29 protein-coding genes, 1 tRNA gene and 1 pseudogene are annotated in these 23,106 nt (G+C 48.2%); 21 read left to right on the plus strand and 10 right to left on the minus strand.

Annotated features, from left to right (window positions below; all coding sequences use genetic code 11):
• Together AQR02_RS33785 and AQR02_RS08310 are read left to right on the plus strand one after the other, a co-directional pair.
• Positions 1–223, plus strand: a pseudogene (locus AQR02_RS33785) (glycoside hydrolase family 127 protein); the annotation flags it as partial.
• A 96-nt stretch (positions 224–319) separates the two neighbouring features.
• A complete protein-coding gene (locus AQR02_RS08310) occupies positions 320–814 on the plus strand; it encodes a hypothetical protein (protein WP_054940170.1) in 495 nt (164 codons plus the stop codon).
• A gap of 144 nt (positions 815–958) precedes the next feature.
• Here the strand turns inward: AQR02_RS08310 and AQR02_RS08315 are convergent, their stop codons facing one another.
• Positions 959–3,394, minus strand: a complete 2,436-nt coding sequence (locus tag AQR02_RS08315) for a glycoside hydrolase family 94 protein (RefSeq protein WP_054940171.1) — start codon at positions 3,392–3,394, stop codon at positions 959–961.
• Between the two features lie 84 nt (positions 3,395–3,478).
• Complete coding sequence (locus tag AQR02_RS08320; RefSeq protein WP_054940172.1) at positions 3,479–4,543, minus strand: LacI family DNA-binding transcriptional regulator; 1,065 nt, start codon at positions 4,541–4,543, stop codon at positions 3,479–3,481.
• Positions 4,544–4,802: 259 nt separating this feature from the next.
• Between AQR02_RS08320 and AQR02_RS08325 the strand changes: the two genes are divergently transcribed.
• The 4 genes from AQR02_RS08325 to AQR02_RS08340 all read left to right on the plus strand — a co-directional run bounded on the left by AQR02_RS08325 (position 4,803) and on the right by AQR02_RS08340 (position 6,587).
• Entirely contained in the window at positions 4,803–5,270 is a 468-nt protein-coding gene (locus tag AQR02_RS08325) for a GNAT family N-acetyltransferase (RefSeq protein ID WP_054940173.1), read from the plus strand.
• 103 nt (positions 5,271–5,373) lie between these two features.
• Positions 5,374–5,805: a VOC family protein gene (locus tag AQR02_RS08330; RefSeq protein ID WP_054940174.1), complete on the plus strand. Its 432-nt coding sequence runs from the start codon at positions 5,374–5,376 to the stop codon at positions 5,803–5,805.
• Between the two features lie 25 nt (positions 5,806–5,830).
• The gene (locus AQR02_RS32350; RefSeq protein WP_054940175.1) at positions 5,831–6,097 is read left to right on the plus strand and encodes a hypothetical protein; all 267 of its coding nucleotides are present in this window, start codon (positions 5,831–5,833) and stop codon (positions 6,095–6,097) included.
• On the plus strand, positions 6,048–6,587 hold the full coding sequence (locus tag AQR02_RS08340) for a GNAT family N-acetyltransferase (protein ID WP_159067711.1): 540 nt from the start codon (positions 6,048–6,050) through the stop codon (positions 6,585–6,587). Before AQR02_RS32350 ends, AQR02_RS08340 begins: the two co-directional genes overlap by 50 nt.
• Before the next feature lie 110 nt (positions 6,588–6,697).
• Here AQR02_RS08340 and AQR02_RS08345 read toward each other — a convergent pair whose 3' ends face one another.
• Positions 6,698–7,111, minus strand: coding sequence for an NUDIX hydrolase (locus tag AQR02_RS08345; protein ID WP_054940177.1), 414 nt, complete (start codon positions 7,109–7,111; stop codon positions 6,698–6,700).
• Between the two features lie 205 nt (positions 7,112–7,316).
• On the opposite strand from AQR02_RS08345, the gene AQR02_RS08350 reads away from it, so the two are divergent.
• From AQR02_RS08350 to AQR02_RS08370, 5 genes are all read left to right on the plus strand, one after another.
• The gene (locus AQR02_RS08350; RefSeq protein WP_054940178.1) at positions 7,317–8,339 is read left to right on the plus strand and encodes an ABC transporter substrate-binding protein; all 1,023 of its coding nucleotides are present in this window, start codon (positions 7,317–7,319) and stop codon (positions 8,337–8,339) included.
• 115 nt (positions 8,340–8,454) lie between these two features.
• A complete protein-coding gene (locus AQR02_RS08355; RefSeq protein WP_054940179.1) occupies positions 8,455–10,056 on the plus strand; it encodes a helix-turn-helix domain-containing protein in 1,602 nt (533 codons plus the stop codon).
• Between the two features lie 56 nt (positions 10,057–10,112).
• Positions 10,113–10,898 (plus strand): 5-oxoprolinase subunit PxpB, encoded by a 786-nt coding sequence (gene pxpB, locus AQR02_RS08360; protein WP_054940180.1) that lies wholly within the window; start codon positions 10,113–10,115, stop codon positions 10,896–10,898.
• Positions 10,895–11,896, plus strand: coding sequence for a 5-oxoprolinase subunit C family protein (locus AQR02_RS08365; RefSeq protein WP_054940181.1), 1,002 nt, complete (start codon positions 10,895–10,897; stop codon positions 11,894–11,896). Before pxpB ends, AQR02_RS08365 begins: the two co-directional genes overlap by 4 nt.
• A gap of 52 nt (positions 11,897–11,948) precedes the next feature.
• Positions 11,949–12,728, plus strand: coding sequence for a LamB/YcsF family protein (locus tag AQR02_RS08370; RefSeq protein ID WP_054942038.1), 780 nt, complete (start codon positions 11,949–11,951; stop codon positions 12,726–12,728).
• Positions 12,729–12,836: 108 nt separating this feature from the next.
• Here AQR02_RS08370 and AQR02_RS08375 read toward each other — a convergent pair whose 3' ends face one another.
• From AQR02_RS08375 to AQR02_RS08390, 4 genes are all read right to left on the minus strand, one after another.
• Positions 12,837–14,120 (minus strand): ammonium transporter, encoded by a 1,284-nt coding sequence (locus AQR02_RS08375; RefSeq protein ID WP_245237228.1) that lies wholly within the window; start codon positions 14,118–14,120, stop codon positions 12,837–12,839.
• Between the two features lie 138 nt (positions 14,121–14,258).
• Positions 14,259–14,606 (minus strand): P-II family nitrogen regulator, encoded by a 348-nt coding sequence (locus AQR02_RS08380; RefSeq protein WP_054940182.1) that lies wholly within the window; start codon positions 14,604–14,606, stop codon positions 14,259–14,261.
• 398 nt (positions 14,607–15,004) lie between these two features.
• A complete protein-coding gene (locus tag AQR02_RS08385; protein ID WP_082451730.1) occupies positions 15,005–15,409 on the minus strand; it encodes an HIT family protein in 405 nt (134 codons plus the stop codon).
• Positions 15,410–15,613: 204 nt separating this feature from the next.
• Entirely contained in the window at positions 15,614–16,000 is a 387-nt protein-coding gene (locus tag AQR02_RS08390; protein WP_054940183.1) for an IolE/MocC family protein, read from the minus strand.
• Positions 16,001–16,439: 439 nt separating this feature from the next.
• On the opposite strand from AQR02_RS08390, the gene AQR02_RS08395 reads away from it, so the two are divergent.
• Positions 16,440–16,625 carry a hypothetical protein gene (locus AQR02_RS08395; protein WP_054940184.1) on the plus strand — a complete coding sequence of 62 codons (186 nt, stop codon included), beginning with the start codon at positions 16,440–16,442 and terminating at the stop codon, positions 16,623–16,625.
• 249 nt (positions 16,626–16,874) lie between these two features.
• Here the strand turns inward: AQR02_RS08395 and AQR02_RS08400 are convergent, their stop codons facing one another.
• Positions 16,875–17,102 (minus strand): hypothetical protein, encoded by a 228-nt coding sequence (locus AQR02_RS08400; RefSeq protein WP_054940185.1) that lies wholly within the window; start codon positions 17,100–17,102, stop codon positions 16,875–16,877.
• Between the two features lie 233 nt (positions 17,103–17,335).
• Positions 17,336–17,407, minus strand: a tRNA-Val gene (locus AQR02_RS08405).
• A 165-nt stretch (positions 17,408–17,572) separates the two neighbouring features.
• On the opposite strand from AQR02_RS08405, the gene AQR02_RS08410 reads away from it, so the two are divergent.
• From AQR02_RS08410 to AQR02_RS08450, 9 genes are all read left to right on the plus strand, one after another.
• Entirely contained in the window at positions 17,573–18,085 is a 513-nt protein-coding gene (locus AQR02_RS08410; RefSeq protein ID WP_054940186.1) for a cupin domain-containing protein, read from the plus strand.
• A gap of 42 nt (positions 18,086–18,127) precedes the next feature.
• Positions 18,128–18,400 (plus strand): hypothetical protein, encoded by a 273-nt coding sequence (locus tag AQR02_RS08415; protein WP_054940187.1) that lies wholly within the window; start codon positions 18,128–18,130, stop codon positions 18,398–18,400.
• A complete protein-coding gene (locus AQR02_RS08420; protein ID WP_054940188.1) occupies positions 18,397–18,828 on the plus strand; it encodes an NUDIX hydrolase in 432 nt (143 codons plus the stop codon). Before AQR02_RS08415 ends, AQR02_RS08420 begins: the two co-directional genes overlap by 4 nt.
• 54 nt (positions 18,829–18,882) lie before the next feature.
• A complete protein-coding gene (locus AQR02_RS08425) occupies positions 18,883–19,365 on the plus strand; it encodes an NUDIX hydrolase (RefSeq protein WP_054940189.1) in 483 nt (160 codons plus the stop codon).
• 135 nt (positions 19,366–19,500) lie between these two features.
• Entirely contained in the window at positions 19,501–20,307 is an 807-nt protein-coding gene (locus tag AQR02_RS08430) for a helix-turn-helix transcriptional regulator (protein WP_245237230.1), read from the plus strand.
• Positions 20,308–20,422: 115 nt separating this feature from the next.
• Positions 20,423–21,379: an aldo/keto reductase gene (locus AQR02_RS08435; RefSeq protein WP_054940191.1), complete on the plus strand. Its 957-nt coding sequence runs from the start codon at positions 20,423–20,425 to the stop codon at positions 21,377–21,379.
• Positions 21,380–21,452: 73 nt separating this feature from the next.
• The gene (locus AQR02_RS08440) at positions 21,453–21,668 is read left to right on the plus strand and encodes a hypothetical protein (protein WP_054940192.1); all 216 of its coding nucleotides are present in this window, start codon (positions 21,453–21,455) and stop codon (positions 21,666–21,668) included.
• A 114-nt stretch (positions 21,669–21,782) separates the two neighbouring features.
• Positions 21,783–22,226, plus strand: coding sequence for a GNAT family N-acetyltransferase (locus tag AQR02_RS08445; RefSeq protein WP_054940193.1), 444 nt, complete (start codon positions 21,783–21,785; stop codon positions 22,224–22,226).
• A gap of 87 nt (positions 22,227–22,313) precedes the next feature.
• Positions 22,314–22,550, plus strand: coding sequence for a DUF3892 domain-containing protein (locus AQR02_RS08450; protein ID WP_232381104.1), 237 nt, complete (start codon positions 22,314–22,316; stop codon positions 22,548–22,550).
• Positions 22,551–22,628: 78 nt separating this feature from the next.
• Here the strand turns inward: AQR02_RS08450 and AQR02_RS33790 are convergent.
• Positions 22,629–23,106, minus strand: a 478-nt coding sequence (locus tag AQR02_RS33790) for an MBL fold metallo-hydrolase (protein WP_483414272.1), incomplete at its 5' end; no start/stop codon positions are given.

A 23,106-nucleotide genomic window follows, 5' to 3' on the forward strand; every position in this document is an offset into this window, starting at 1 on the left:
TATAAGTAAGACCGGAGGCTTCACGGAAACCTTTGATGGGGGGCTGCTTGGCGGAGCCGTAGTGGTCAAAACATCGGGCTGCCGTGTAGATGAGCAGAGCTGGAATGACGGACTTTACAGCAGAACAAAGGCTGCAGAGCAGCCGGTAGAAGTAACGGCCATCCCCTATTATCTTTGGGGCAACCGCGGCAGCGGTGAGATGAAGGTATGGATACCGGAGTGATGCCTAAATAGCTGAAATTGAGGGTCACGCGAGAAATCAGTAACTTCTGCTGTGGTAACTGCGTCTAATAAACATCCGGGGACAAGGAGGATGCTTATGAGAGGCACATGGATCTGGCTGCCGCTGCTGGCAGGATTGCTTCTTACTGGTTGCGGGAAGGACGGCCTGCAGCCGAATGAAGCCGGAACACAGCTGGCAGCTGAAGCCAGTCAGCAGGATGCTGCGGATACCTCCGTGGAATATCCGCGTGAAATCGATTTTGATATCAATGCGATTCAAGATCCACTCGTGAACGAAGAGATCAAGGCCAGTCTGAGAGATGCGCTGGAGGGAATTGTAAATGAGGACATAGAGCAGTTCAACCGTGCATTTACAACGGCAGAGCTTGCCAAAGTGAACGGAAACGGGTTCATTACCGGCGGTGGAATCACCTTCACGGGGGTGGATTATATTTCGAATCAGAGCAGTGGAAGAGTTGTTATGAATGTGAATTATAACCGGATTACGGCAGACGGTGAAGAGTCCTTCAGTCCGAACTACTGGTTCATGCAGAGCAAGCAAGGCAAATGGGGTCTCGTAACCATTGACTGACATTCACTCATATTGATCAGCTTCTTTGGCTTACAAGATCAGACAGCACAACAACAAACAACCCGGTTGTACCGCTACAGCGGACATCCGGGTTGTTTGTTGTGGAATTATTAGCTCAGGCGTTAGTTCCGCCCGTATAACTGTTTAACCAAGGACTACAACCACTTGGTGAACAGCACCATCACCAACAGGAGCAATGATGTTGCCTTCAACAGCTGTGCCATCAAGTGTCAGGCTGGCAACACCCTTGGACACATGGTTAGGGTTCTGGATAGAAATGACGTAAGTATCTCCACGGAAGACACGGGTGATTTCGAAGCCGTCCCACTCAGCAGGGATACATGGATCTACTTTCAGACCGGCAAAGTCAGCCTGGATACCGAGAATTGACTGTGTAATGGCTACATAGTTCCATGCAGCTGTACCAGTCAGCCAGGAGTTCTTAGCTTCCCCGTGGCGTACGGCATCTTTACCGGCGATCATTTGCGAGTACACATATGGTTCCATACGGTGCACTTCACTGATGTCTTCCAGGTAAGCCGGAGCGATTTTTTTATAGATTTCGAATGCTCTGTCACCATGGCCGAGCACGGTTTCAGCGATCATGATCCACGGGTTGTTGTGGCAGAAAATACCGGCATTCTCTTTGTAGCCCGGAGGGTACGTGGAAATTTCACCTAGGTTCAGATAGTACTTGGAGTACGGAGGCTGCTGCAATACGATACCGTAATCCGTATCCAGACGTTCCTGAACGGAAGTCAGCGCTCTTGCAGCTTCACCATTTTCAACACCGATACCCGCCATTACGCACATACCCTGAGGCTCGATGAAGATTTGACCTTCTTCGTTTTCCTTGCTGCCGATCTTGTCGCCGTAGTGGTCATAAGCACGCAGGAACCAGTCACCGTCGAAGCCGTGAGACAGGGTGATAGCACTCATGTTCTCAATTTTCGCAACTGCATCTGCAGCAACATCATCCAGTCCGCGCATGCGGCAGATTTCAGCATAGTCTGGTCCAACGAAGACAAACAGACCTGCGATGAATACGGATTCCGCAACGCCGCCTGCAATGTTCTCCGTTGTCTGGAACGATACGCCCGGCTCGGTGGAGAAGCAGTTCAGGTTCAGACAGTCATTCCAGTCTGCGCGTCCGATCAGCGGCAGGCCGTGTGGTCCGAGGTTGTTCGTTACATGCTCGAAGGAACGTTTCAAGTGCTCGAACAGGGTAGCGGTGTTATTAGGGTTGCTGTCGAACGGAACCTGCTCATCCAGAATCGAATAGTCGCCGGTTTCCTTAATGTAGGCAGCTGTTCCCGAGATCAGCCAGAGCGGATCATCGTTAAAGCCGGAGCCGACTTCGTTGTTGCCCTTCTTAGTGAGCGGCTGATACTGGTGATATGCGCTGCCGTCAGGGAACTGGGTAGCGGCAATATCAAGAATACGTTCTCTGGCACGTTCAGGAATCTGGTGTACGAAGCCGAGCAGGTCCTGGTTGGAATCGCGGAAGCCCATACCGCGGCCAATCCCGGATTCGAAGTAGGAAGCGGAACGGGACATGTTGAAGGTAACCATACATTGGTATGGATTCCAGATGTTAACCATACGGTTGAGCTTGTCGTCGCCGCTCTGAATCTGGTATTTGGACAGCAGGTTATCCCAGTGTGCAGCCAGAACCGCCAAGGCAGCATCTACTTGAGCATCTGTAGCGAACTGTTCGATAACAGCCAGCGCAGGTTTTTTGTTGATGACATTCAGGGATTCCCATTTCTCATCTTCCGGGTTCTCGATGTAGCCGAGTACGAAGATGAAGCTTTGCTCTTCGCCTGGCTCCAGCGTGATTTCCAGAGCATGGGACCCGATTGGCGACCAGCCGCTTGCTACGGAGTTGGTGGCTTCACCTGCAGCAACTGCCTGTGGAGCGTCCAGACCATTGTACATACCCACGAAGGATTCGCGGTCGGTATCAAAGCCGGCGATTTCTTTGTTTACCGAATAGAAAGCGTAGTGGTTTCTGCGCTCGCGGTATTCCGTTTTGTGATAGATAACAGAATCCTTCACTTCAACCTCACCAGTGCTCAGGTTGCGCTGGAAGTTGGTCATATCATCATTGGCATTCCACAGACAGAATTCGGCAAAAGAGAACAGCTTCACTGTCTTTTTCGCGGCTCCGGTGTTCTTTACAACAAGGCGGTGTACTTCAGCATTATGGCCCATTGGTACAAAAGCCAGCTGATTTACGGAGATCCCGTTCCGCTCGCCGGTAATGGAAGTGTAGCCCAGACCATGGCGGCATTCGTAGAAATCAAGATCGCGTTTAACCGGCATCCAGCCCGGGGTCCAGAAATCGCCGTCGTCATACAGATAGTAGTAGCGTCCGCCTGTATCCAGCGGAATATTGTTATACCGGTAACGGGTAAGTCTTCTCATGCGGGCATCGCGGTAGAAGGTGTAACCACCGGCAGTATTAGAGATAAGGCCGAAAAATTGCTCGTTACCGAGATAGTTGATCCATGGGTAAGGCGTTTTAGGAGTGTTAATTACATACTCTTTGCGAGTGTCGTCAAAGGTTCCGAATTTCATTAGAGGAAAGTCTCCTTTCAATTGTGAACGCGCGTTTACGATGGTGAGAAAAAATTCCCTCGGGGCAAAGGGAGTTTCTCGGATTTATTGAATAGATGACTTCGGCGGCTGGCACGAATCTCTTTCGACCAGCCGGGCCGGAAAACTGATGGTGCTGAAGGTCGGCTGCCGGGAATCACACAGCTCGATAACTTTCTCTACAGCAGCCTTGGACATTTCGTAAATCGGCAGCCGTACGGAGGTAAGCTTCGGATTGATGCGGGCAGCAAGCTGCACATCATCAAATCCGGCAATGGACATATCCTCAGGTACGGAAATACCATGCTCGGTGAACGCTTCCATTGCGGAAATAGCCATGTCGTCGTTGGAAGAGAAGAAGGCGGTTGGCAGCGGACTGCCTGTATTCAGGAGCTTCTTAACCTCTTCATAAGCCGTCTCCTTCAGAAAGTCACCCCGGAGGATAAACTGTTCGTTCAGAGCCAGCCCGTGACGCTTCAGCGTATCCTCGTATGCCATGAACCGTTCCCTGCCGGAGTAGGTGTTCATTCGTCCGCAGATCATGCCGATTTCTTCATGGCCAAGGCTGATCAGATACTCAATCGCTTCGACCGTGCCCTCATAATCCTTGGAGTTAACGATGGCCAGATGATTGCGGTCCAGATGCTCCGACATAATCTCCGAAATATCATAATCAATCAGGACAAGAGGGGAGTCAAGACTCACCATTTCCCGCACGATGTCAATATCCTTCTGGGTGCCGACTATGATGCCGCCGTCAATCCGTTTCTGCAGGAAAGCCTGCTTCACCTTCAGGAAATCATCGGGGGAATATACGGTGTGGATCAGCACATAACAGCCGCGGGCATTCGCCGTGTCAACTACGGCATCGACGAAAGGCGCAAAATAATTGTTCTGATAGATCCGGGTCGTATTCTCCTTCTCATTCATGCTGATGGCGAAAAGGCCGATCGTATCGGTCTTCTTGCCGGCCAGCGCCCTTGCGAAGCTGTTAGGCTCGTACTGATGCTGTTCAATCACCTTCAGTACCTTGGCCCGTGTCTCTTCAGGGACGTTGGAATAATTGTTGATCACGCGGGATACCGTGCTTCGGGACACCCCTGCGAGCTTGGCTATATCTTCGCTGCGCATATTGCCCCCTTTTCCAAAACATAAGGATTAATAAGGTATAGGTTATAATTATCCTTATATTTCTTGCTGAAACTGATGCCGTCCGCTTAAGAACGGAATAGCTGTTTCTATATGTAAACGCGCGTTTATGAGCCTATTGTAAATGAAAACCCTTCAGAAATCAATTGTCTGAATGAAGAATTTTGCCTTGCGGGCGGAGCGAATCCGGGTTACAAATAGAGCAGCAGTTAAATTTACGGGGTGGAAGGAAGGGCAAGTCATGTTAATTAAACCTATCGATACGGAAATGAGGGAAACAGCGCTGCAATTAAGCGGCCCGCTTATTGTATCCAGAGGCCGGGTTCATCATTTAGGCGGATTGCCCGGATTTTGTGCGGTTGCGGACGGGAGTGTTAAGGCGGCAGTTTATTACTGCTGTGAGGACGGAGAGTGCGAGATTGTATCCCTTGACAGCAGGCAAGAGAATATTGGTACCGGCACAAAGCTGATTGAGCTAGTGATAAGGGAAGCAGCCCGTCTTGGCTGTTCCAAGGTGTGGCTGATCACTTCCAATGATAATACGCGGGCAATCCGCTTTTATCAGAAAAGAGGTTTTGACATGGTTGCCGTGCACCGGGAGGCGATAACTAAAGCCAGAAAGCTGAAGCCAGCAATTCCGCTGCTCGGGTATGACGGGATCCCGGTGCGCCATGAGGTCGAGTTTGAGTATAGGCTGACACCTGTTTGAGATATCGTACCAATAAAATCAATACTTGATACGGGAACATTTGTTTGCTATTGTGTAAGTGAATATTTCCACATTGTTTTGTGAAGAAGGGAGATGATCTGACATGCATCTTGGATGTACCTACTTGATTGTCAAAGACATGAAGCGTTCGATTGCATTCTACGAGGCATTGCTGAATATGAAAGCGGATTCCCGGAAGATTGAACGATGGGCGCAATTCACCTGCGGGAACACGCTAGCGCTATGGAACCCGGAGTACGATAAGGAACTGATCCGGGATAATAACGACGTGTCCGCACATTTTAATGAAGAATACCTTAAATACAAAAGTGGGAATCTCACCAGGTACGGAAACAATGTAATTTTGAATTTCAATGTTGCAGATTTAAACGCGGAGTATGAACGGGTAAAATCGCTTGAGCTTGGTACAGTGACGGAAATCTTTTTTATCAATATCGTATGTCCTTATTACTGCTTTATGCTGGAAGATCCGGACGGGAATTTGATCGAGATTACAGGAGATTACCAGAAATAATACGGTGTAGGAGAGGAGTATGTGCATGGAACGGTCAGAGATTTACAAGCACATCAATGATAGCGCGAATTATTATCTGCGGCTGCTGGGTGATGCGGTACATATGGAGTATACCGACAACGGGGTTTACGCTAAAATCCGGCCAATAACTGGTGAAAAAATCGGCACCTCCGTCTTCAATATACGGGTAGAACATCTATCAGATGCTGAGCTTCAGCAGCGGGTGGAGGAGATTAAGGGTCTTGATTTACATACCTGGTGGGGGATTTCATCTGACCAAGCGGATGGCTGATGCAATCTGGCCGGACCATGCAGGAGCAGAGCCGCTCCCTGAGCCCAACGACGAGGAAGCCTGTCTGGCACTGCTGCCGGAAGAGTGGTCTACCCATAGCGAACCGGGAAAATCTATTACAGTAACACGAGCGTCCTGCCAAGCAGATTTTAGAATCTGGGCGGAGCTTAATAACAGCATTATGCACAGCGGTTATCCTGTGATGCATCCGGACAATCATTATCACTTATGTCAGAGCGGCAAGATCGATTGTTACACAGCGAATTATAATGGAGTGCCAGCAGCGGTATGCTCTATTATGAATAATGGGGAGATTTCCTCGCTTGAATTCGTCGCCACCTCTGAGCAGTACCGCAGACAAGGGCTTGCTGCAGCTGTTTGCATAGAAGCCATTAACACAGCAATCAGCCGGGGTTCACAAATCATTTCCACACGGGGCTTTGGACATTCCAAGAAACTGTTTAAAAAGCTAGGATTCACTGTTTACTAGGAAGTGTAGCTCTGTGCAGACATATCAAGAGGGATTGTTAGACTCTGCCGCCAGTTGGCGGAATCTTTTTGTTATCCTGATTTTTACTGTGCCGCCATTCCGGATCCCATTTATTGATTAAATTCAATCAGATATGAATCGTTTTGATTCACGCAATGCACTATCTGATCCTTGATGCTGTTCCAATTTACCTTAATGAGTGCCTCTTCTATATTAAAATACCCTAGTTCATAACTTTCACTGGAAGTTCTAAACTCACCACCAGTTGCTCTGGCCAAAAATAAATTGCTCATGACGGATTCCTTCACATTTTGGAAGACACCGCAAAATCTTATGATTTCGATATCAATACCTGTTTCTTCTTTTGTTTCGCGTATTACTGCAGAAGTTATGGATTCACCTTCTTCAACCCGTCCCCCCGGAATTTCCCAGCCTCTTTTGGGTCCGTTAAGAAGTAAAATACGGCTGTCTTCGTTAAGTACAACAGCTGCTGCGACTACAGTGTGCTTCGGTGACTGATACATTTTAATTCATTCCTTTCTATATACTATTCATTCAACAAACGCTCCTAACTATCCTGCCGTTCAATGAATACGAGAAGATTCTTAGAGTTTGTATAAGAAATTTACGGAGAATGTGCATTGAAAGCCTGGGAAGACATGCTAATATTGAAAATGAGATTATTGAGAATGATAATCAATCACAGCGAAAACGGGAGTGAAGTGACCAATGGCAAGATGGGGGCGGAAATTAGTCTGGACAGCTATGCTCATACTGGCAATGGCTGCGCTGGCAGCCTGCGGAACGAATAATAATGCAGCCAGCGGAAATCCCGCACAAACAGAGAATGCGGCAGAGACAGCAGCAGCAAACAGCAGTGCACCGGCTGCAACGAACAGCAATACCTCAGTTGAGGGTGAGACCCGCACGATTGCCGGAGAGTTCGGTGACGTTGAAATTCCCGCACACCCGAAGCGGGTGGTTGGTTTATATGTGGAGGATTATCTGAAGGCGCTGGGAGTAACGCCTATTGTGCAGTGGTACACTCCAACCTGGGGCAAGCAGGATTATCTGGGACTGGACGTTCCAGAATTTGATATTACCGGCAGCATAGAAGCCCTATTGGATAAAAATCCGGACCTGATCATTACAGACGGCGGCGTAGATGCGGCGAAATATGAACAATATTCCAAAGTAGCACCAACCTACCGTTTGCCGGAGAGTGTGCTGCAAGACTCGAGACAGATCCTTACAGCGATTGCAGATGCCCTGGGTATTCCGGAAAAAGCGAAGAGTGTGCTTGCTGAGTACGATCAAAAGGTAGCGGATGGAAAAGCCAAGCTGCAGACGGCAGTGGGGCAGGAGACGGTTGCGGTCATCGGACTCAATGTAGCCGATAAGACCTTTGCCTTATTTGGTATTAAAAACCGTTTCACAGGTGTACTCTTTGACCAGTTTGGACTCACGCCGATTCCAATGGCTGCTGAAATGACAGATTTCCAAGCGCTTATCTCGCAGGAGGTTATACCGGAACTGGGTGCCGACCACCTCATCGTATTCCCGGACAACGGAGGCTGGGACACACCAGAGAATCAGGAGGCACTCAGCATTCTTGATGGTCCGCTGTGGAAGAATATCCCTGCAGTGAAGAACGGGAATATTTATAAAATGGAACGTTCCCATTGGCAGTCCGGAGCCATCACGGCCAATTCGATGAAGCTTGATGATCTGCTGGAGGCTATGGTGAAATAAAGCGGCTGCACCGGGTGGAATATAATACTTATGAAGGTCTATCAGCAGGTTGATAGACCTTCTTTTTTGTTTTACACTAGATTAGTGAAAATGATTCTCAATTAGGAGGGGGATAATGGGAGGGACTAGGAACCAGAGCATATATAAAAACCTATTTTATAGTCTTAACAGTATAGATACGGCAACGCAGTCCCTAATTGGAAGCAAACAGGTTTCAGTGTTTCCGGCGCTAACCCTAATCGTTGTAACGGAAGGGCAGGGCTGGGTTGAAGCACAGGACGGACGGTATCCGCTGGAGAAGGGAACGGGATTTCTGTTTGAAGCAGGCTCTATGAACCGAATCCAAGCAGTTGAGCAGGGACTGAGCTATTACCAGCTTTGCTTTGAAATTATCCTTACAGGAGAACATAAGCATATTAGTGTGAACAAGCTGCCCAAGGAAGGGATGCTCCGCCCGGGACCGGTAAGCTGTAGGCCTTTTGCCCAATGCATTCTGATGCTGGAATCTATTCATAAGAGCTGTAAAAGTGCGGAGGATATCGAATGGTTTGCCGGACACAGCCGATTTCAGGAGCTGCTGCTGTTAATCATGCGTGCTAATCCCGTTGTACCGGATACAGAGGATGATCGTGAAGCGGTTCAGCGTTCCATTCAGCATATGCAGGAGCATTTCAATGAAACGATGAACGTCGACCATCTGGCAGAGATTGCCGGCATTGCCCGCGGACGTTATACACAGCTGTTCAAAGAGCAGACGGGGCAAATCCCGCTGGAATATTTGAATGGCCTCCGTATAGAACGGGCACAGCAGCAGCTCCTGCTCACCAAAAACCGCCTGCATGATATTGCGCTGGCTGTGGGCTACAGTAATGAATATTATTTTAACAGGCGTTTTAAAGGGACAGTTGGCGTTACACCCGGCCAGTATAGAAGCCTCCATCAGGAGGGTGTACGTATATTCGCACCTTTTCTGGAGGATTATCTGCTGGCGCTTGGGATTACTCCGGTGGCGCAATATACTCATCCGAAGTGGGGCAAGCAGGACTATCTTGGTCTACATGAGGTTCCTGTGTTTGATATCTCATCCGGTGACTGGCAGGAACTCTCCCGTTACTCACCTGAGCTGATCATGCTGGATGACGGTTTTCAGCGCTGGCATCTTGAGGAGTCCCGTCTGGTCGCGCCGCAGTTCAAGCTTCCTTTTCATCAGGAGGATTGGCGTGCCACCCTGCGCTCTGCAGCAGCGATCTTTGGCAGAACTGGACGGGTGCAGGAAGTTATCGTCAAATATGAGCAGCAGGCGCTTACCGCAAAAAGTATTCTGAGCCGCTCTGTACGAGGACAGACTGTAGCTTTTCTGCGGATCTCTTCCAGCGGAGTGACGCTGTACGGATGTGACGAACTGGGTTATACGGGAGGTGTGTTGCACCGTGACCTGGGGCTCCAGCCGCACCCGCTTGTCCGGCAGCTAAGCCGAGGCCAGAAGCTTGTAAGTCTTACGAGTGAAGCCTTGTCACAGTTGACTGCGGATCATTTGTTTATTACCTTTGACCGGCAGGCAGGTGAGGGGCGGGAGCTTCTGGATACAGCACTTTGGCGCAGTCTTCCTGCTGTACAAAGCCGCTGCGTCTATGAAGTAGATTTCATGGCGTGGATGAATTACGGCGTGCTGTCTCATCAGCGTAAAATTGAGGATGTATTGCGGGTGCTGGCGTAAGGCGAGCAGAAATACAGTATAATATGCATAATTATCGATGAAAAGGGGGCGCTGGAATGGATGAGACAAAAGACGGCAGTGAGCTTGTGCCCAATTTCCGCGTCAATCACGGCGCTGCCCGCATAGTTCCGCTCGGTGATTCGGCGGCTGTTGTAATCCTTGGAGACTCCATCAGTCTGCCAATTCACTACCGGGTCAGGGCTTTATGCAGTTATCTGGAGCACCATCCGTTTACAGGCATGGCGGAGCTGGTGCCTTCATTTACTTCGGTAGCCGTCTATTATGATGGACTGGACGTCCTTAAGGCGTATCCTGAATATATCCGTCCAGGCGGGGAGTATTATCCGTTCCCGGTTGTTACTGCCCTGCTTGAGAGAATGCTAAGTCTTGTAGAAGATGAGCCTGCTCCACAGACAAGAACGGTCAGAATTCCCGTTTATTACGGAGGGGAGGGCGGTCCGGATCTGGAAGTTGTCGCTGAGCATAATGGACTCTTGCCTCAGCAAGTGATCGATATCCATTCATCCGCCGAATATCTGGTATATATGCTAGGTTTTGCTCCGGGGTTCCCCTACCTTGGCGGTCTGCCTACTGCAATCTCCACACCGCGCAGACCATCACCGAGAGTGGCTATTCCTTCAGGCTCTGTGGGCATTGCAGGTGATCAGACAGGTGTCTATCCGCTCGAAACCCCGGGCGGCTGGCAGCTAATCGGCAGAACGCCGCTATCCCTTTTCAAGCCGGAGTCAGTACCGCCTACACTGCTTCAAGCAGGTGACAAGGTCAGGTTCTATCCCATTTCCCGGCGTGAGTTCATGAAGTGGGGGGAGGATTTGCCATGAGCCTGCTGATTATGAAACCAGGCCTGTTAACTACCGTTCAAGACCTTGGAAGGTACGGATATCAGCAGTATGGCGTTATTGCTGGCGGTGCGATGGACAGCTATGCCCTGCGCATGGCCAACCTGCTGGTCGGCAATGATGAACGGGAGGCGGGGCTGGAAATGACGGTAACCGGACCTGAAATCACCTTCGCGGAGCCGTCCTTGATTTCTATCTGCGGCGGGGGATTATCACCGATGCTGGATGAGCACCCGCTGCCGCTCTGGCGGACGGTCTATGCGCCCAAGGGAGCCCGGCTGCATTTCGGACGCCTGTCACGAGGCTGCAGAGCCTACCTGGCGGTTGCCGGAGGCATCGAGGTCCCGGTTCAGCTGAACAGCCGCTCAACCTACCTGCGCGCAGGAATCGGCGGCCATCAGGGCAGGGCGCTGCGCTCCGGGGATGTATTGCCTATAGGAACTCCAACTCATAGGGGGAACATTTGGACAGAGATGCTGACAAAGGTGCAAGGACCGGAGAACTTGTCTGTGAGCCGCTGGTTTCCAGCCTACAACCTGATCCCTTCATATCTGGAAACCCCTGTACTGCGAGTGATCGCGGGGGAAGAATTCCCCGCATTCAGTGAGGAGAGCCGGGAGCGGTTTCTCTCAGAGCCCTTTATGATCCTCCCCCAATCAGACCGGATGGGTTATCGACTGACTGGCAGCAGTCTGAATCTGGTGCGGGAGCAGAGCCTGATCTCTTCGGCTGTGACTTATGGAACGGTGCAGGTTCCAGCCGGCGGCAGCCCCATTATTCTGATGGCCGACCGGCAGACGACCGGCGGTTATCCTAAGATAGCACAGGTGATTACGGCGGATTTGCCGCTGCTTGCCCAAGCAAAGATCGGCAGCGACGTCCGGTTCCGGCTGATTACACTGCAGGAAGCGCAGGAGCAGCTCCTGCAACAGGAATTGGAACTACGCAGGCTGCGAATAGTGCTGGAACATTATTATTAGGAGGCTGAAGCCTGACAATGTTAAATGCAAATACATAATGGGGGGAGAACCGATGAAGACTGTCGATTTAAACTGCGATCTAGGCGAAAGCTTCGGGGGTTACCGCATGGGACGTGATGAGGAGATCCTGCCACTGATTACCTCAGCCAATATCGCCTGCGGATTTCATGCCGGAGATCCCGGGACCATGTCACGTACTGTCAAGCTGGCGCTTGAACATCAGGTGGCTATAGGCGCTCATCTGGGCCTGCAGGATCTGATCGGCTTCGGACGCAGGGAGATGAAGATTTCACCAAGGGAAGCCTATGAGATTACCGTCTATCAGGTGGGGGCGCTATGGGGGTTTGTTCGGGCAGAAGGTGCGGTGCTTCAACATGTTAAGCCGCATGGCGCACTCTATAATATGGCCGCTGTTTCAGCAGGACTGGCGGAGGCGATTGCTGAGGCCGTGTACCGGATCGATTCTGAACTTATTCTAGTCGGTCTGGCCGGAAGTGAACTGATCCGGGCGGCCAAGAAGACCGGGCTGCGGAGCGCTAGTGAGGTATTCGCTGACCGCACTTACCAGCGTGACGGATCATTAACACCCAGGAGCGAACCTGATGCGCTAATCACGGATGAACAACAGTCATTGCAGCAGGTCCTGCAGATGGTGACGGAAGATAAGGTGCGCACTACCCGGGGAGAGAATATAGATATATTCGCGGAGACAATCTGCCTGCATGGTGACTCGCCACACGCCGTAGAATTTGCATCGTCCATTCGCAGTGTATTGGAGACAGAGGGAGTGGCGGTAAGGAACCTGAGCCATACAGTTAAGCGCTTATCTTGAACCACATGGACACTATCACCCGCATAACCAAAAGAAACCTCGCTTTAGAAATGGCAGACTGTACTCCATTTTGCTAAAGTGAGGTTTCTTAATTATACTTGAGGTCTTCTAATCCTCTGAACCGGTTCTAAGGAGCAGAGATTCATCCAGACCAGGCTGATCGCTGAACCGTTCCAGCTCGTTATATGCAGGGATACCATGCATAGCCATGTCCAAACCTTCTTCTTCCTCAGAGGCACTGACCCGCAGACCAACGGTTTTTTGAATCAGCTTGGCCGCAGCGTAGCTCATTACAAATCCCCATACCATGACCACAGCCACACCTAGCAGCTGAACACCCAGCTGGTGAAACTGTCCTGTGGTGAACAAGCCTTCCTGCTGATCAAAAAGCCCCACAGCTAACGTACCGAATGCTCCGTTAATTCCGTGTACCGCAACCGCTCCGACAGGGTCATCCACCTGCAGCTTATCGATGGCAAGTGTACCCCAAATCACCAGGATACCGGCAACCAGGCCAATGAGAATGGCTGAGTAGGGCGTTACAAAAGCGCAGCCTGCTGTAATAGCGACGAGACCGGCCAGAGCGCCGTTCATGGTCATACTCGGATCCGCCTTGCCAAAACGGAACATCGTGTAGACCATGGCGGAAGTCCCTCCGGCAGCAGCAGCCAGCATAGTATTGAGGGCAATAACGGAGAGGCTGAGATCTGCAGCATTTAAGGTGCTTCCGGCATTGAAGCCAAACCAGCCAAACCACAAGATAAAGGTGCCTGCTGATGCCAGCGGAATATTACTCGGTGCAAACACGTTCACACTACCATCCGTGTTGAATCTTCCGCGGCGCGGGCCCAGAACCTTGGCGAAGGCCAAAGCGGCTGCTCCCCCAAGTGCATGTATAGCGGCCGACCCGGCGAAATCCTTCATTCCAAGTCCTGCAAGCCAGCCGTCCGGGTTCCAGACCCAGTGTCCGGAGACCGGATACAAAATCGCTGCCACAAAAAGGGCGATGAGGATATAAGCTTTAAAGGACATCCGCTCAGCTACCGCACCGGAAATAATCGAGATAGCTGCGATGGCAAAGCCGATCTGAAATAATACATAAGCAGATAGAGGCAGATTTAAATCTATAGGCAGAGACTGGGAAGCTCCCCAAAAATTAAAGCTAATGATTCCGGCATAATCTTTTCCGAACATAATCCCAAAGCCAATCAGGAAAAATGCCAGAACACCGACTGTAAGATCCACAAAAATCTTCATGGTGACATTCACCGCGTTCTTCGTCCGCACAAAACCTGCTTCGAGCAGGCTAAAGCCGCCCTCCATAAACAAAACCATAGCAGCAGCAAGCACTACCCAAACCGTATTTAATGCCATATCCGTTCCGGCGTTCATGATGTTACCCTCCCTGTCACTTTTACAACATAGTAATGATATAAGGAGAGTGTGGAGAATGTCAACTTCAAATGTTATGTTAGCTTACATAGATTTCGGTAAAAACCATCCGATCATTTGCACTTTTTAACATAAGGGTTATTTTAACTCGTCGATCGTATCATCGGTTTCGCCAGTTCGGATATTGTACATTTCAAGTAGGGGCAATACGAAAATTTTGCCGTCTCCCATTTCTCCGGTTTGGGCGGTAGCAATTATGGTCTTAATCGTTTCTTCGACTTTATGGTCGGAAACAACGATTTCCAGCTTTATTTTATGGTGCAAATTGACGGTATACGATTTCCCTCTGTACACTCCGGTTGTATTTTTTTGCTGGCCGCGCCCTTGGGCCTGGGTCACTGTGAATCCAGTGACTTGAATGGTACGGAGTGCATCGATTACTTCTCTTAGTTTCTCGGGGCGAATAATTGCTTCAACTTTTTTCATATTAATCCTCCACAATCAGTGTTCTGATATGTGAATTGTACCACAAGATTTGCACTCATAGGTATTTCAAAAAAACTGACTTTAGCAATGAGAAGCGTTAAAAAGATTTGTTGGTAGCGCTGTCAACACAGCTGAGTCTCAAGAGGAAGATTAGTAGCACAGTAGAGGCATATTGCGCAGTAAGTGAGGGATTGTACTGTGAGAAAAATCAGTCTTTTCTCCGGTATAAGCGTTATTGACTTAGCAGTGCATTGGGCTGGAATGGAGACAGTAGCATTTAATGATAGAAACCATTTTCGCAAAAGGGGTAAAAAAACAATGGCCCCTAATAACCGACGGCAGCTCTGAACGAGAAAATAAATTCATAGACTGCCGCTGTGTTGTTAGAACTAACGTTCTCAGTTAGCGGAATCATTTCTGCGTCTATTTTCATCTTGCATAAGCCAGTGCCTTATTCCCTTACCGGCAAACGGTTCATCTTTATATCTCGGTACAATATGTAAATGAGAATGAAAAACAAACTGACCGCCAACTTCTCCGATGTTCCAACCTAGATTGTAACCATTCGGCTTATATTTTGTGTCTAGGTAATTTTTGGTTATATCAATCAGTTTTTTAGTGTCAGTCCATTCTTTTTCTGATAAATCAAATGGGGTTTCTTTATGTGCTTTCGGTATTATATAACATGACCCTATTAATATATTGTTATCATCGGCGACGCAGACAACTGATTCATACTCAAATAAAACATACTGAAAATTCGTGTGGTAATTACAACATTTACAATTAACTTTTGTGTCCATCTTAACCCCCAGAATAAAAGCATAACTACTCATCTTCCAAGCAAGTTTTAATCCTAATTCGGATTAAAATTCGATTGATATCGCAGTGAAGGAGGGATAGCACAGTGAGAAAACCAGCCTATCGTGGCAGTCTGAACGAGAAAATAAAGTCATAGGCTGCAGCTGTGTTATTAACTGACGTTCTCCGTTAGTGGGATGGAAATTTCACTTGGTCTGGACTATTAAATCTTCACCAATTAGCTTCGTACCTTCATAAATAACTCCCTGGTCATAATTCGTGATATCAAAATATCCATTGTAAAAATTCCAAACATCTGAAAGATTCGAATAATTAGTAACAACGTCCAATATGAGATTGAAAAAAATAGTTGCTTCAGTTTCAGTAGGATTCCCTTCAACCATCAACCTGAATTTAAGATCTTTTTTACCATCGTATGAAGATGCTGTAGTAGCTATCTCATCAAGTTGCCTGAAATACTTCTCGGATTTCGTGACTGCATCATCTATGTCTATGCTTGTTTCCTGGCTGCAAGAGACAGTTGAAAATAATGAAATAGATGAGAGGATGAGTAAAATAATCCTTTTCAGCAATGTAAAACCTCCAATTTTACAATTTTTTCCCTGTACTATAAGACGAATGGATTGTAAAGAAGTTGCGCTACTTTAATGAAGATTTTCCATCGAGAGTCATAGTGATTATTGCGCAGTACGACGATAAGGCCTAGTAAAAATCTATTAAGGAGTGAGAGGCTCATGTGGATTAAGATCATACTCGCAATAATCGCCGTAATTTCATTCGCCGGCTCAATCTCAGAAATGGATCATAACAAGGAATGGAGCCTGCAAATATTATATTCTGGATCTGCATCACCAGAATGCTTGCCGTGGCAACTGTAGCATCTTGGGTATACGCATCTTCGGAAGCTTTGTTGCAAGAATATCCCTTGGTACGCTTGCACTGCGGGAAGCACTCATCCTATTTGACAAGCAAGACAAATAATAAACCCATAACCAAGAGGAGTAATTATAAATGGATAAAGTCAAAGTAATCCAGGCACCAAAATTTCATCGGGAAGCGAGCGGGAAAACATATGATCTGCCGGACAATATGATCCACAAGCAAGGATCAATACGTTTAAGGCTGCAGACGGGACAACCGGACATCCAAGCCTTTGTCCAGGAAATCAAAACGGAACGGTACCACCATTCAGGATGAAAAGCGCCTAGCTCTTGCCATTAAGGAAGGTAATCCGGATCAGACGACTATCGAGGATGTGATTGGCGGGAAGTTATTAATATACACAATCCCCGGCTCCGGCTGGAAAATAATACATCACTGGCTATGGTAGTTTAGAGATATTTCTTTTGTCTATCAAGTCTTGATGCACCGTAGAGATAAAATGGAACTACAAAAAACAAAAAAAGCACCTATAGAAAGGTGCTTGATCAGTTGAGGTCAAGATATTCAACCTTCACAAATTGTGAATACCATCGTTTTAGACATTACGCCTTTAGTGCCACTCTTAATGGTTAGCATAAAGGCCAGCTCATCTGTATCTGGAGTGCTCCATTGTCCTTCAAAAGCTTTTATACCCACGTTCGAACCGCTGTTAGATTTATATAATGTGACGCTGAATGATCCTAGATCCCACATTGCACTGCTGTCTGATTTAGTTTCTTTGAAACCGAACAAAAGATTGTCCCCCTGTACTCTCACTTGTTTCCAAACATGCAGGGAGAAGCAGCACATCTTCAAGGAGAACAATTGTTTAGAACTTGAGTTACCCAGCGGTAACTGAGGGACATATAGAGAAATAAACTGACTTGCTACCACGGTGCTACCATGAAGGCAAAGGAGAGGCTATGTTGAGATGGTTTCTGTCCATAAAAAGCAAAAAAGCCTTATAAAATAAGGCTTTCTGCGTATAGGACGGATGGGGTTCGAACCCATGACCCCTACCCTGTCAAGATAGTGCTCTCCCGCTGAGCTACCGTCCTGCAACGAGATTTATAATACCACAGGATGTCAGGTGAGCGCAATATTTTTTTCGTGGAAGGATAAATTGTGGTTCCAAGGTGGATTTAAAGGGATGAAAATTATGGAAAACTATACAGAAACCATGTTATCTTATGTGGAAGAATATAAGGCGGGAGTGAGCGGAAATGGCGACAATTTTTAATGACCACAATATTTCGTTTAAGCAAAAGCAGTCCCCGGTACCGGAGTTTGCTTGGCATACCAGTGAGAAGCTGGCCAATGTGGTGGGCGCGAAGCATTTGATCTTTGATATCCGGTCACTCGATCCGGGGAAGTACTCTTATCCTTATCATTTTCATAGAAATGCGGAAGAGATCTTTGTGATTATGGAAGGAAAGGCCATGCTCAGAACGCCAAAAGGAATTGAGGAGCTGGGCACAGGCGATGTTGTGTTTTTTGAGACAGGCCCGGAAGGAGCACATCAGCTGTTTAATCATACAGAGGCACCGTGCAAGTATCTGGATCTGCGGACGAATAACGGATTAGATGTTGCGGAATATCCTGATTCCGGAAAAATCAATATTTTGCCGTACGAAGAGCTGTATCAAGCAGAGGACCGGGTGGATTATTACAAAGATGAAGACAAGACGCGGGAGAAGTGGGAACAGTTATCTGGAGTGAAACGTACAGAGTCTTGATATTTTCCTTATCCAAAATCCGTGAAGAAGGGCTGAAGTGGAATGCTGCACAATGTGATCAAGTTTTTGGGCATATGTGTTACAGTGGTCGGATTAATCGTTGGGGTATTCGCAGGTGCGGGTAATTCGATCGTCAGCATGCTGATTATTTTTGCCGGTGCTATTACTTTTGGACTATTAATTATTGGCTTTGGTGAATTATTGCATTCCGTCCATAGAATTGAAATGAAAATTGCAGGAGAACGTCCTCAGGTGCTCAATCCGCTATCCGGGAATTCTTCCAGCTATTCTGACAAAGGGGATAACAGCCAGTGAAAGTAACGATGCATGAGACAGGTATAGATGAAGCCGTTCTAAAGTATGTAGTTATTGTTGCAAGACAGGGTGAGCAGTGGGTAATGGCAAAGCATCGTGAAAGGTTAACGTGGGAATTTGCTGGCGGACATATTGAGCCCAATGAATCCCCGGATGAAGCCGCGGCCAGAGAGCTGTATGAGGAGACTGGAGCGGAGGAATATACGTTATATCCTATTAGCATATACTCGGTTGTCAGTGAGGGAGTACCTGAGAGCTTCGGCAAACTCTATCTGGCAGCTGTTCATAAGTTCGGACAACTCCCGTTATATGAAATGGGGGAAATTAAGAGCTTTGCGGAAATACCTGAAGAAGTAACATACCCGATGATCTACTCTGCGCTTATGGCTAAGGTGAGGGATTTCATACTGCAGGATGAACGGGTCTAACTGGCAGTATACGGCAACGTTTAATGATTTAATAATTGATATGGAGGTGCCGTCATGGCAATGCCCGTGCATATTGTAGCGGTTGGGGGAATTGTTGAAAATGAGCACGGCGAGATTCTTTTAGTCAAAACCTTTCATGGAGGCTGGGTGTTTCCCGGCGGGCAGGTGGAATCGGGGGAGAATCTGCTGGATGCACTAATAAGGGAAATCCGGGAAGAGAGCGGAATCGAGACGGAAGTCTCCCATTTAATCGGCGTCTATTCCAATACAGGAATGTACAAATGGCATGATGGCGTAACAGATGTTCCTACCAAAGTGATGCTGGATTATGTATGCAGGCTGGTGGGCGGTGAATTAGCAGTTTCTGAGGAGACGTCGGAGAGCTGTTGGACCGCAAAAGAGAACGTGCTGAATATGATCACGAGCGCTGCGATCCGGACGCGCTATCAGGCTTATCTGGATTTTAAAGGTCAAGTAGCTTACATGGCGTATGAGACCAGGCCTGAATTTACAGTGAGTGTCACGAGACATATATAGTTTAATTAAGAATTGGATTTAATAAGCATTAAACCCTGTGCGGCTTCTGCCTGGACTGTCTTGCAAGAGTTTATCTGTAGAGCCGGTTAGTTTAAAATAAGAAGCAACGCTAGTGAAGAGAAGAGGTTGCTTACATTGAATGAACATAGCAGAGCTAAAACGTTAGGCGACTACCTTAAGTCCCGCCGCAACCGGCTTCAGCCCGAGCAGGCGGGGTTCAAAGCGTCCTATGGCAACCGGAGAACGCCGGGACTGCGGCGCGAGGAAGTTGCTATACTGGCAGGTGTGAGTCCGACGTATTATGCATGGCTGGAGCAAGGCAGAGAAGTGACGGCATCACGGGAGATCATGGAGAGCATCGGCAAAGCGCTGAAGCTTACTGCTGATGAGCATACTTATCTGATGAAGTTATGGAACCCTCATGAGCCTGAGATAATTCCTTCTATAAATACGATGCTTAATACGCAATGGCGGGAGATTATCGGGCAGCTGTCCTACCCGTCTTTTATCAGCAATGAACGTTCGGAGATTCTTGCTTGGAATGATGAGGCTGCTAGAACGATTGTTGATTTCGCCGCATGGCCTGATGTGGAACGGGTTATGCTTCGCGTGTTATTCGTTGATCCGGGATTACGGAGCCGCATGGTCAACTGGGAAGAGTTCGCCCGTCATTCCGTGGCCGTATTTCGAACCTATTATGATAAACATTTGAATGATCCCTGGTATATAAATATGGTGGACCAACTCGCGGAGGAAAGTGAGGAGTTTAACGCGATGTGGAAGCTGCATAATATCCAGCTAAAAACGGTAAACAGGGTTTTTCTCCGCTCCTCCGACAGTGCTGCACAGACTGCTGCTTATGATATCCATTCTTTTATGAGTCCGACAGAGCATCCTGATGTGCATATATGTGTCTATACTCCGGTATCTGAAGCGGAGTGATTCTATCCTGGTAATAATCTTACTAGCATAATCCTACTGTGGTTGCCTCTTTACTTAGAGACTAGAATAAATGCAGGTTCATTTATCCAATCCCTAAGAAAAGAGGAACTAAACGATGCAGACAAGAACACTTGGAAATGAAGGACTGGAAGTATCAGCCCTGGGCCTCGGTACGATGATGATGCCAGACAATGAAGAGTCCGTGAATACGATCCGGGGAGCGCTTGAGCTCGGGATCACCATGTTTGATACTGCAGATCTTTATGGTGAAGAATATGGCCTGCAGCGTTTTGGCGGCAATGAACGGCTGCTCGGCCGTGCGCTTAAGGGACGCAGAGACAAAGCCGTTATTGCGACCAAGTTCGGGGTCACGCATACTCAAGGACCTAAAGGGGATCGTGCCTATATCAAAAAATCCGTCGACGCCAGTCTGTACTCGCTCGGAGTGGACTACATTGATTTGTACTATCAGCACAGGGTAGATCCCAATACGGAAATTGAAGAGACGGTCAACACCTTGGCTGAATTAGTCGAACAAGGGAAAATCCGCTATATCGGCCTGTCGGAAGCTCCGGCAGAGGTAATCCGCCGCGCTCATTCGGTGCATCAGATTACAGCTGTAGAAACAGAATATTCTCTGTGGAGCAGAGAAGTGGAGGACGACATTCTGCCGCTGCTGAAGGAGCTGGGTATTGGTTTTGTACCTTACAGTCCGCTTGGACGCGGATTCCTGACCGGACAGATCAAGAGTTTTGAGGATTTGCCTGAGGATGATTACCGTCGTTATTATCCGCGGTTTCAAGGGAATAACTTCGACAAAAATCTCAAAGTCGTTGCGCTGATTGAACAGCTGGCTATCCAAAAAGGCTGCAAAACCTCACAGCTTGCGCTAGCCTGGCTGCTTGCCCAGGGCAGCAATGTCGTTCCAATTCCAGGAACGAAACGGCTGGACAGAGTACAGGAGAACCTTGGTGCGCTGCAGATTACTTTATCACCAGATGAGCTCGCTCGGATTGAAGAAATCTCGCCGAAAGGTATTGCATCAGGCGGGCGGTTTGCTTCCGGGATTTAGTATTGCATTAGTTTAATATTTCCCCCAATCGTCAAAACTGGAAACAGCAGATGATGATAGGAGGAAAAAGCAAATGCGCAAATTCAAGTTACCGGTAACGGTTCTCGGTCTGGCTCTGCTTCTAGGATTAACCGGTTGTAAGGCAGCCTATCAGCCTCCCGAAGCTGTAGAAATACATCAGATGCAGGACATGGGCGGAAGGCAGGATAGTTTATACGGCCCGTTGTCACCCGTAATGCAGGATGTCTATGACCGTTCCATCTCCTCTGAGGTTTATTCGGCAGAATAAGTCCTGCTGCCCCCGCCGTGGCAGGAGGAAATGCACCTTCCTATACAGATAATCAAAAATTCTGTATAATAGGACAACTATTGTTTTGACATAGAGAGGGGACAAAGGGTGAATATGGCGGCGGAGATTGTACATGTGACTACAGATGAACTGCTACAACTGGGGCTGGATATCCGCAAAAAGGTATTTGTTGAAGAGCAGAAGGTGCCGGCGGAAGAAGAAATTGATGAATACGATGTGATCAGTGATCAGGCGCATCATTTGCTGATTATCGATAACGGTCTGCCGGTAGCTACCGGACGCCTGATTTATTATAAAACAGGGACTGCCAAGATGCAGCGTATCGCTGTCCATAAGGATTACCGGAGTAAGGGATACGGCCGGATTCTACTGATGGCGATGGAGGAGCGGGCCCGTGAGCTGGGTCTTGAGTTCTCTGTACTTGATGCACAGTGCCAAGCAGAGGATTTTTACAGCAAGCAAGGGTATGAGGTTATCTCTACGGAGCCGTTTTATGATGCCGGTATTTTACATGTAAGAATGCAGAAGAACCTGTAACGGGCACAGGTACATATTTTGTCGGTGCTGAGGGCAAGATAGGGGTGAGCCGTATGGCTAATCCAAGCGTGAAGGAATGAATCCCAAGTGATGAACAATGAACGCGAGCGGTTTGTAGCAGCCCAAAGAAATGGTGACGGTGACCTGATGAAGTTTCAGACTTCCTCAGGAAGAGTGCTGGATTACCAGCAGGCACTTCAGGAGGTTCAGGCCGGCAGTATAGCGGGAGTGAACGTGTTCAAAGGAAGAGACGGGGAGATGTACATCCGCGGTGATGCAGACGGTGATCCAAGCAATAATCTGGATCAGCTGCCGCAGTTTTAAGTACGGCTGGACAAACGCGATTAAAGCGTACTTGTCCGGCCTTTTTTTTCGTTTATCTCCAAAAAGGGTTAGCAGATCTTACAGCGGATAGATTACATGTTGCTCCAGAAAGGTCATCTCAGCAGTTTTCCCCTCGAACTCCGGCTTATGATCACCGTAATGCATCAGATGGATCATTTTACGGACGTCTTCGGGCAGAGACAATAATTCACTAAGCGTTGTATGAACCTCGCCGGGACCTTTAAGCTGGCAATCGTGGAAGATTTGGCGGACACCCTGCTTACGGACCAGCTTCAGGAGCAGTTCCGGCTGAAAGATCATATCGGCACTATAAAAGATATCTCCGCCCAGCAGCAGAGAGTAGCTGTCTTTTCCGCGGATATGGGGTGTGCGGATTAGCTCCAGTGTGATTTCATTGGAGAGCTTATAAGGAGAGCCTGGTTTCAGCAGTCTGACCTCAAACGCGTCTTCTAGAGAACATGGATTATGAGCTGTCGCGGGGCTGTTCTTTTGAAAACTTTCCCACAGTGGTTCAGCTAAAGTATCGGCTATCAGC

It is taken from the genome of Paenibacillus ihuae (genome assembly GCF_001368795.1).
GTDB lineage: Bacteria > Bacillota > Bacilli > Paenibacillales > Paenibacillaceae > Paenibacillus_AQ > Paenibacillus_AQ ihuae.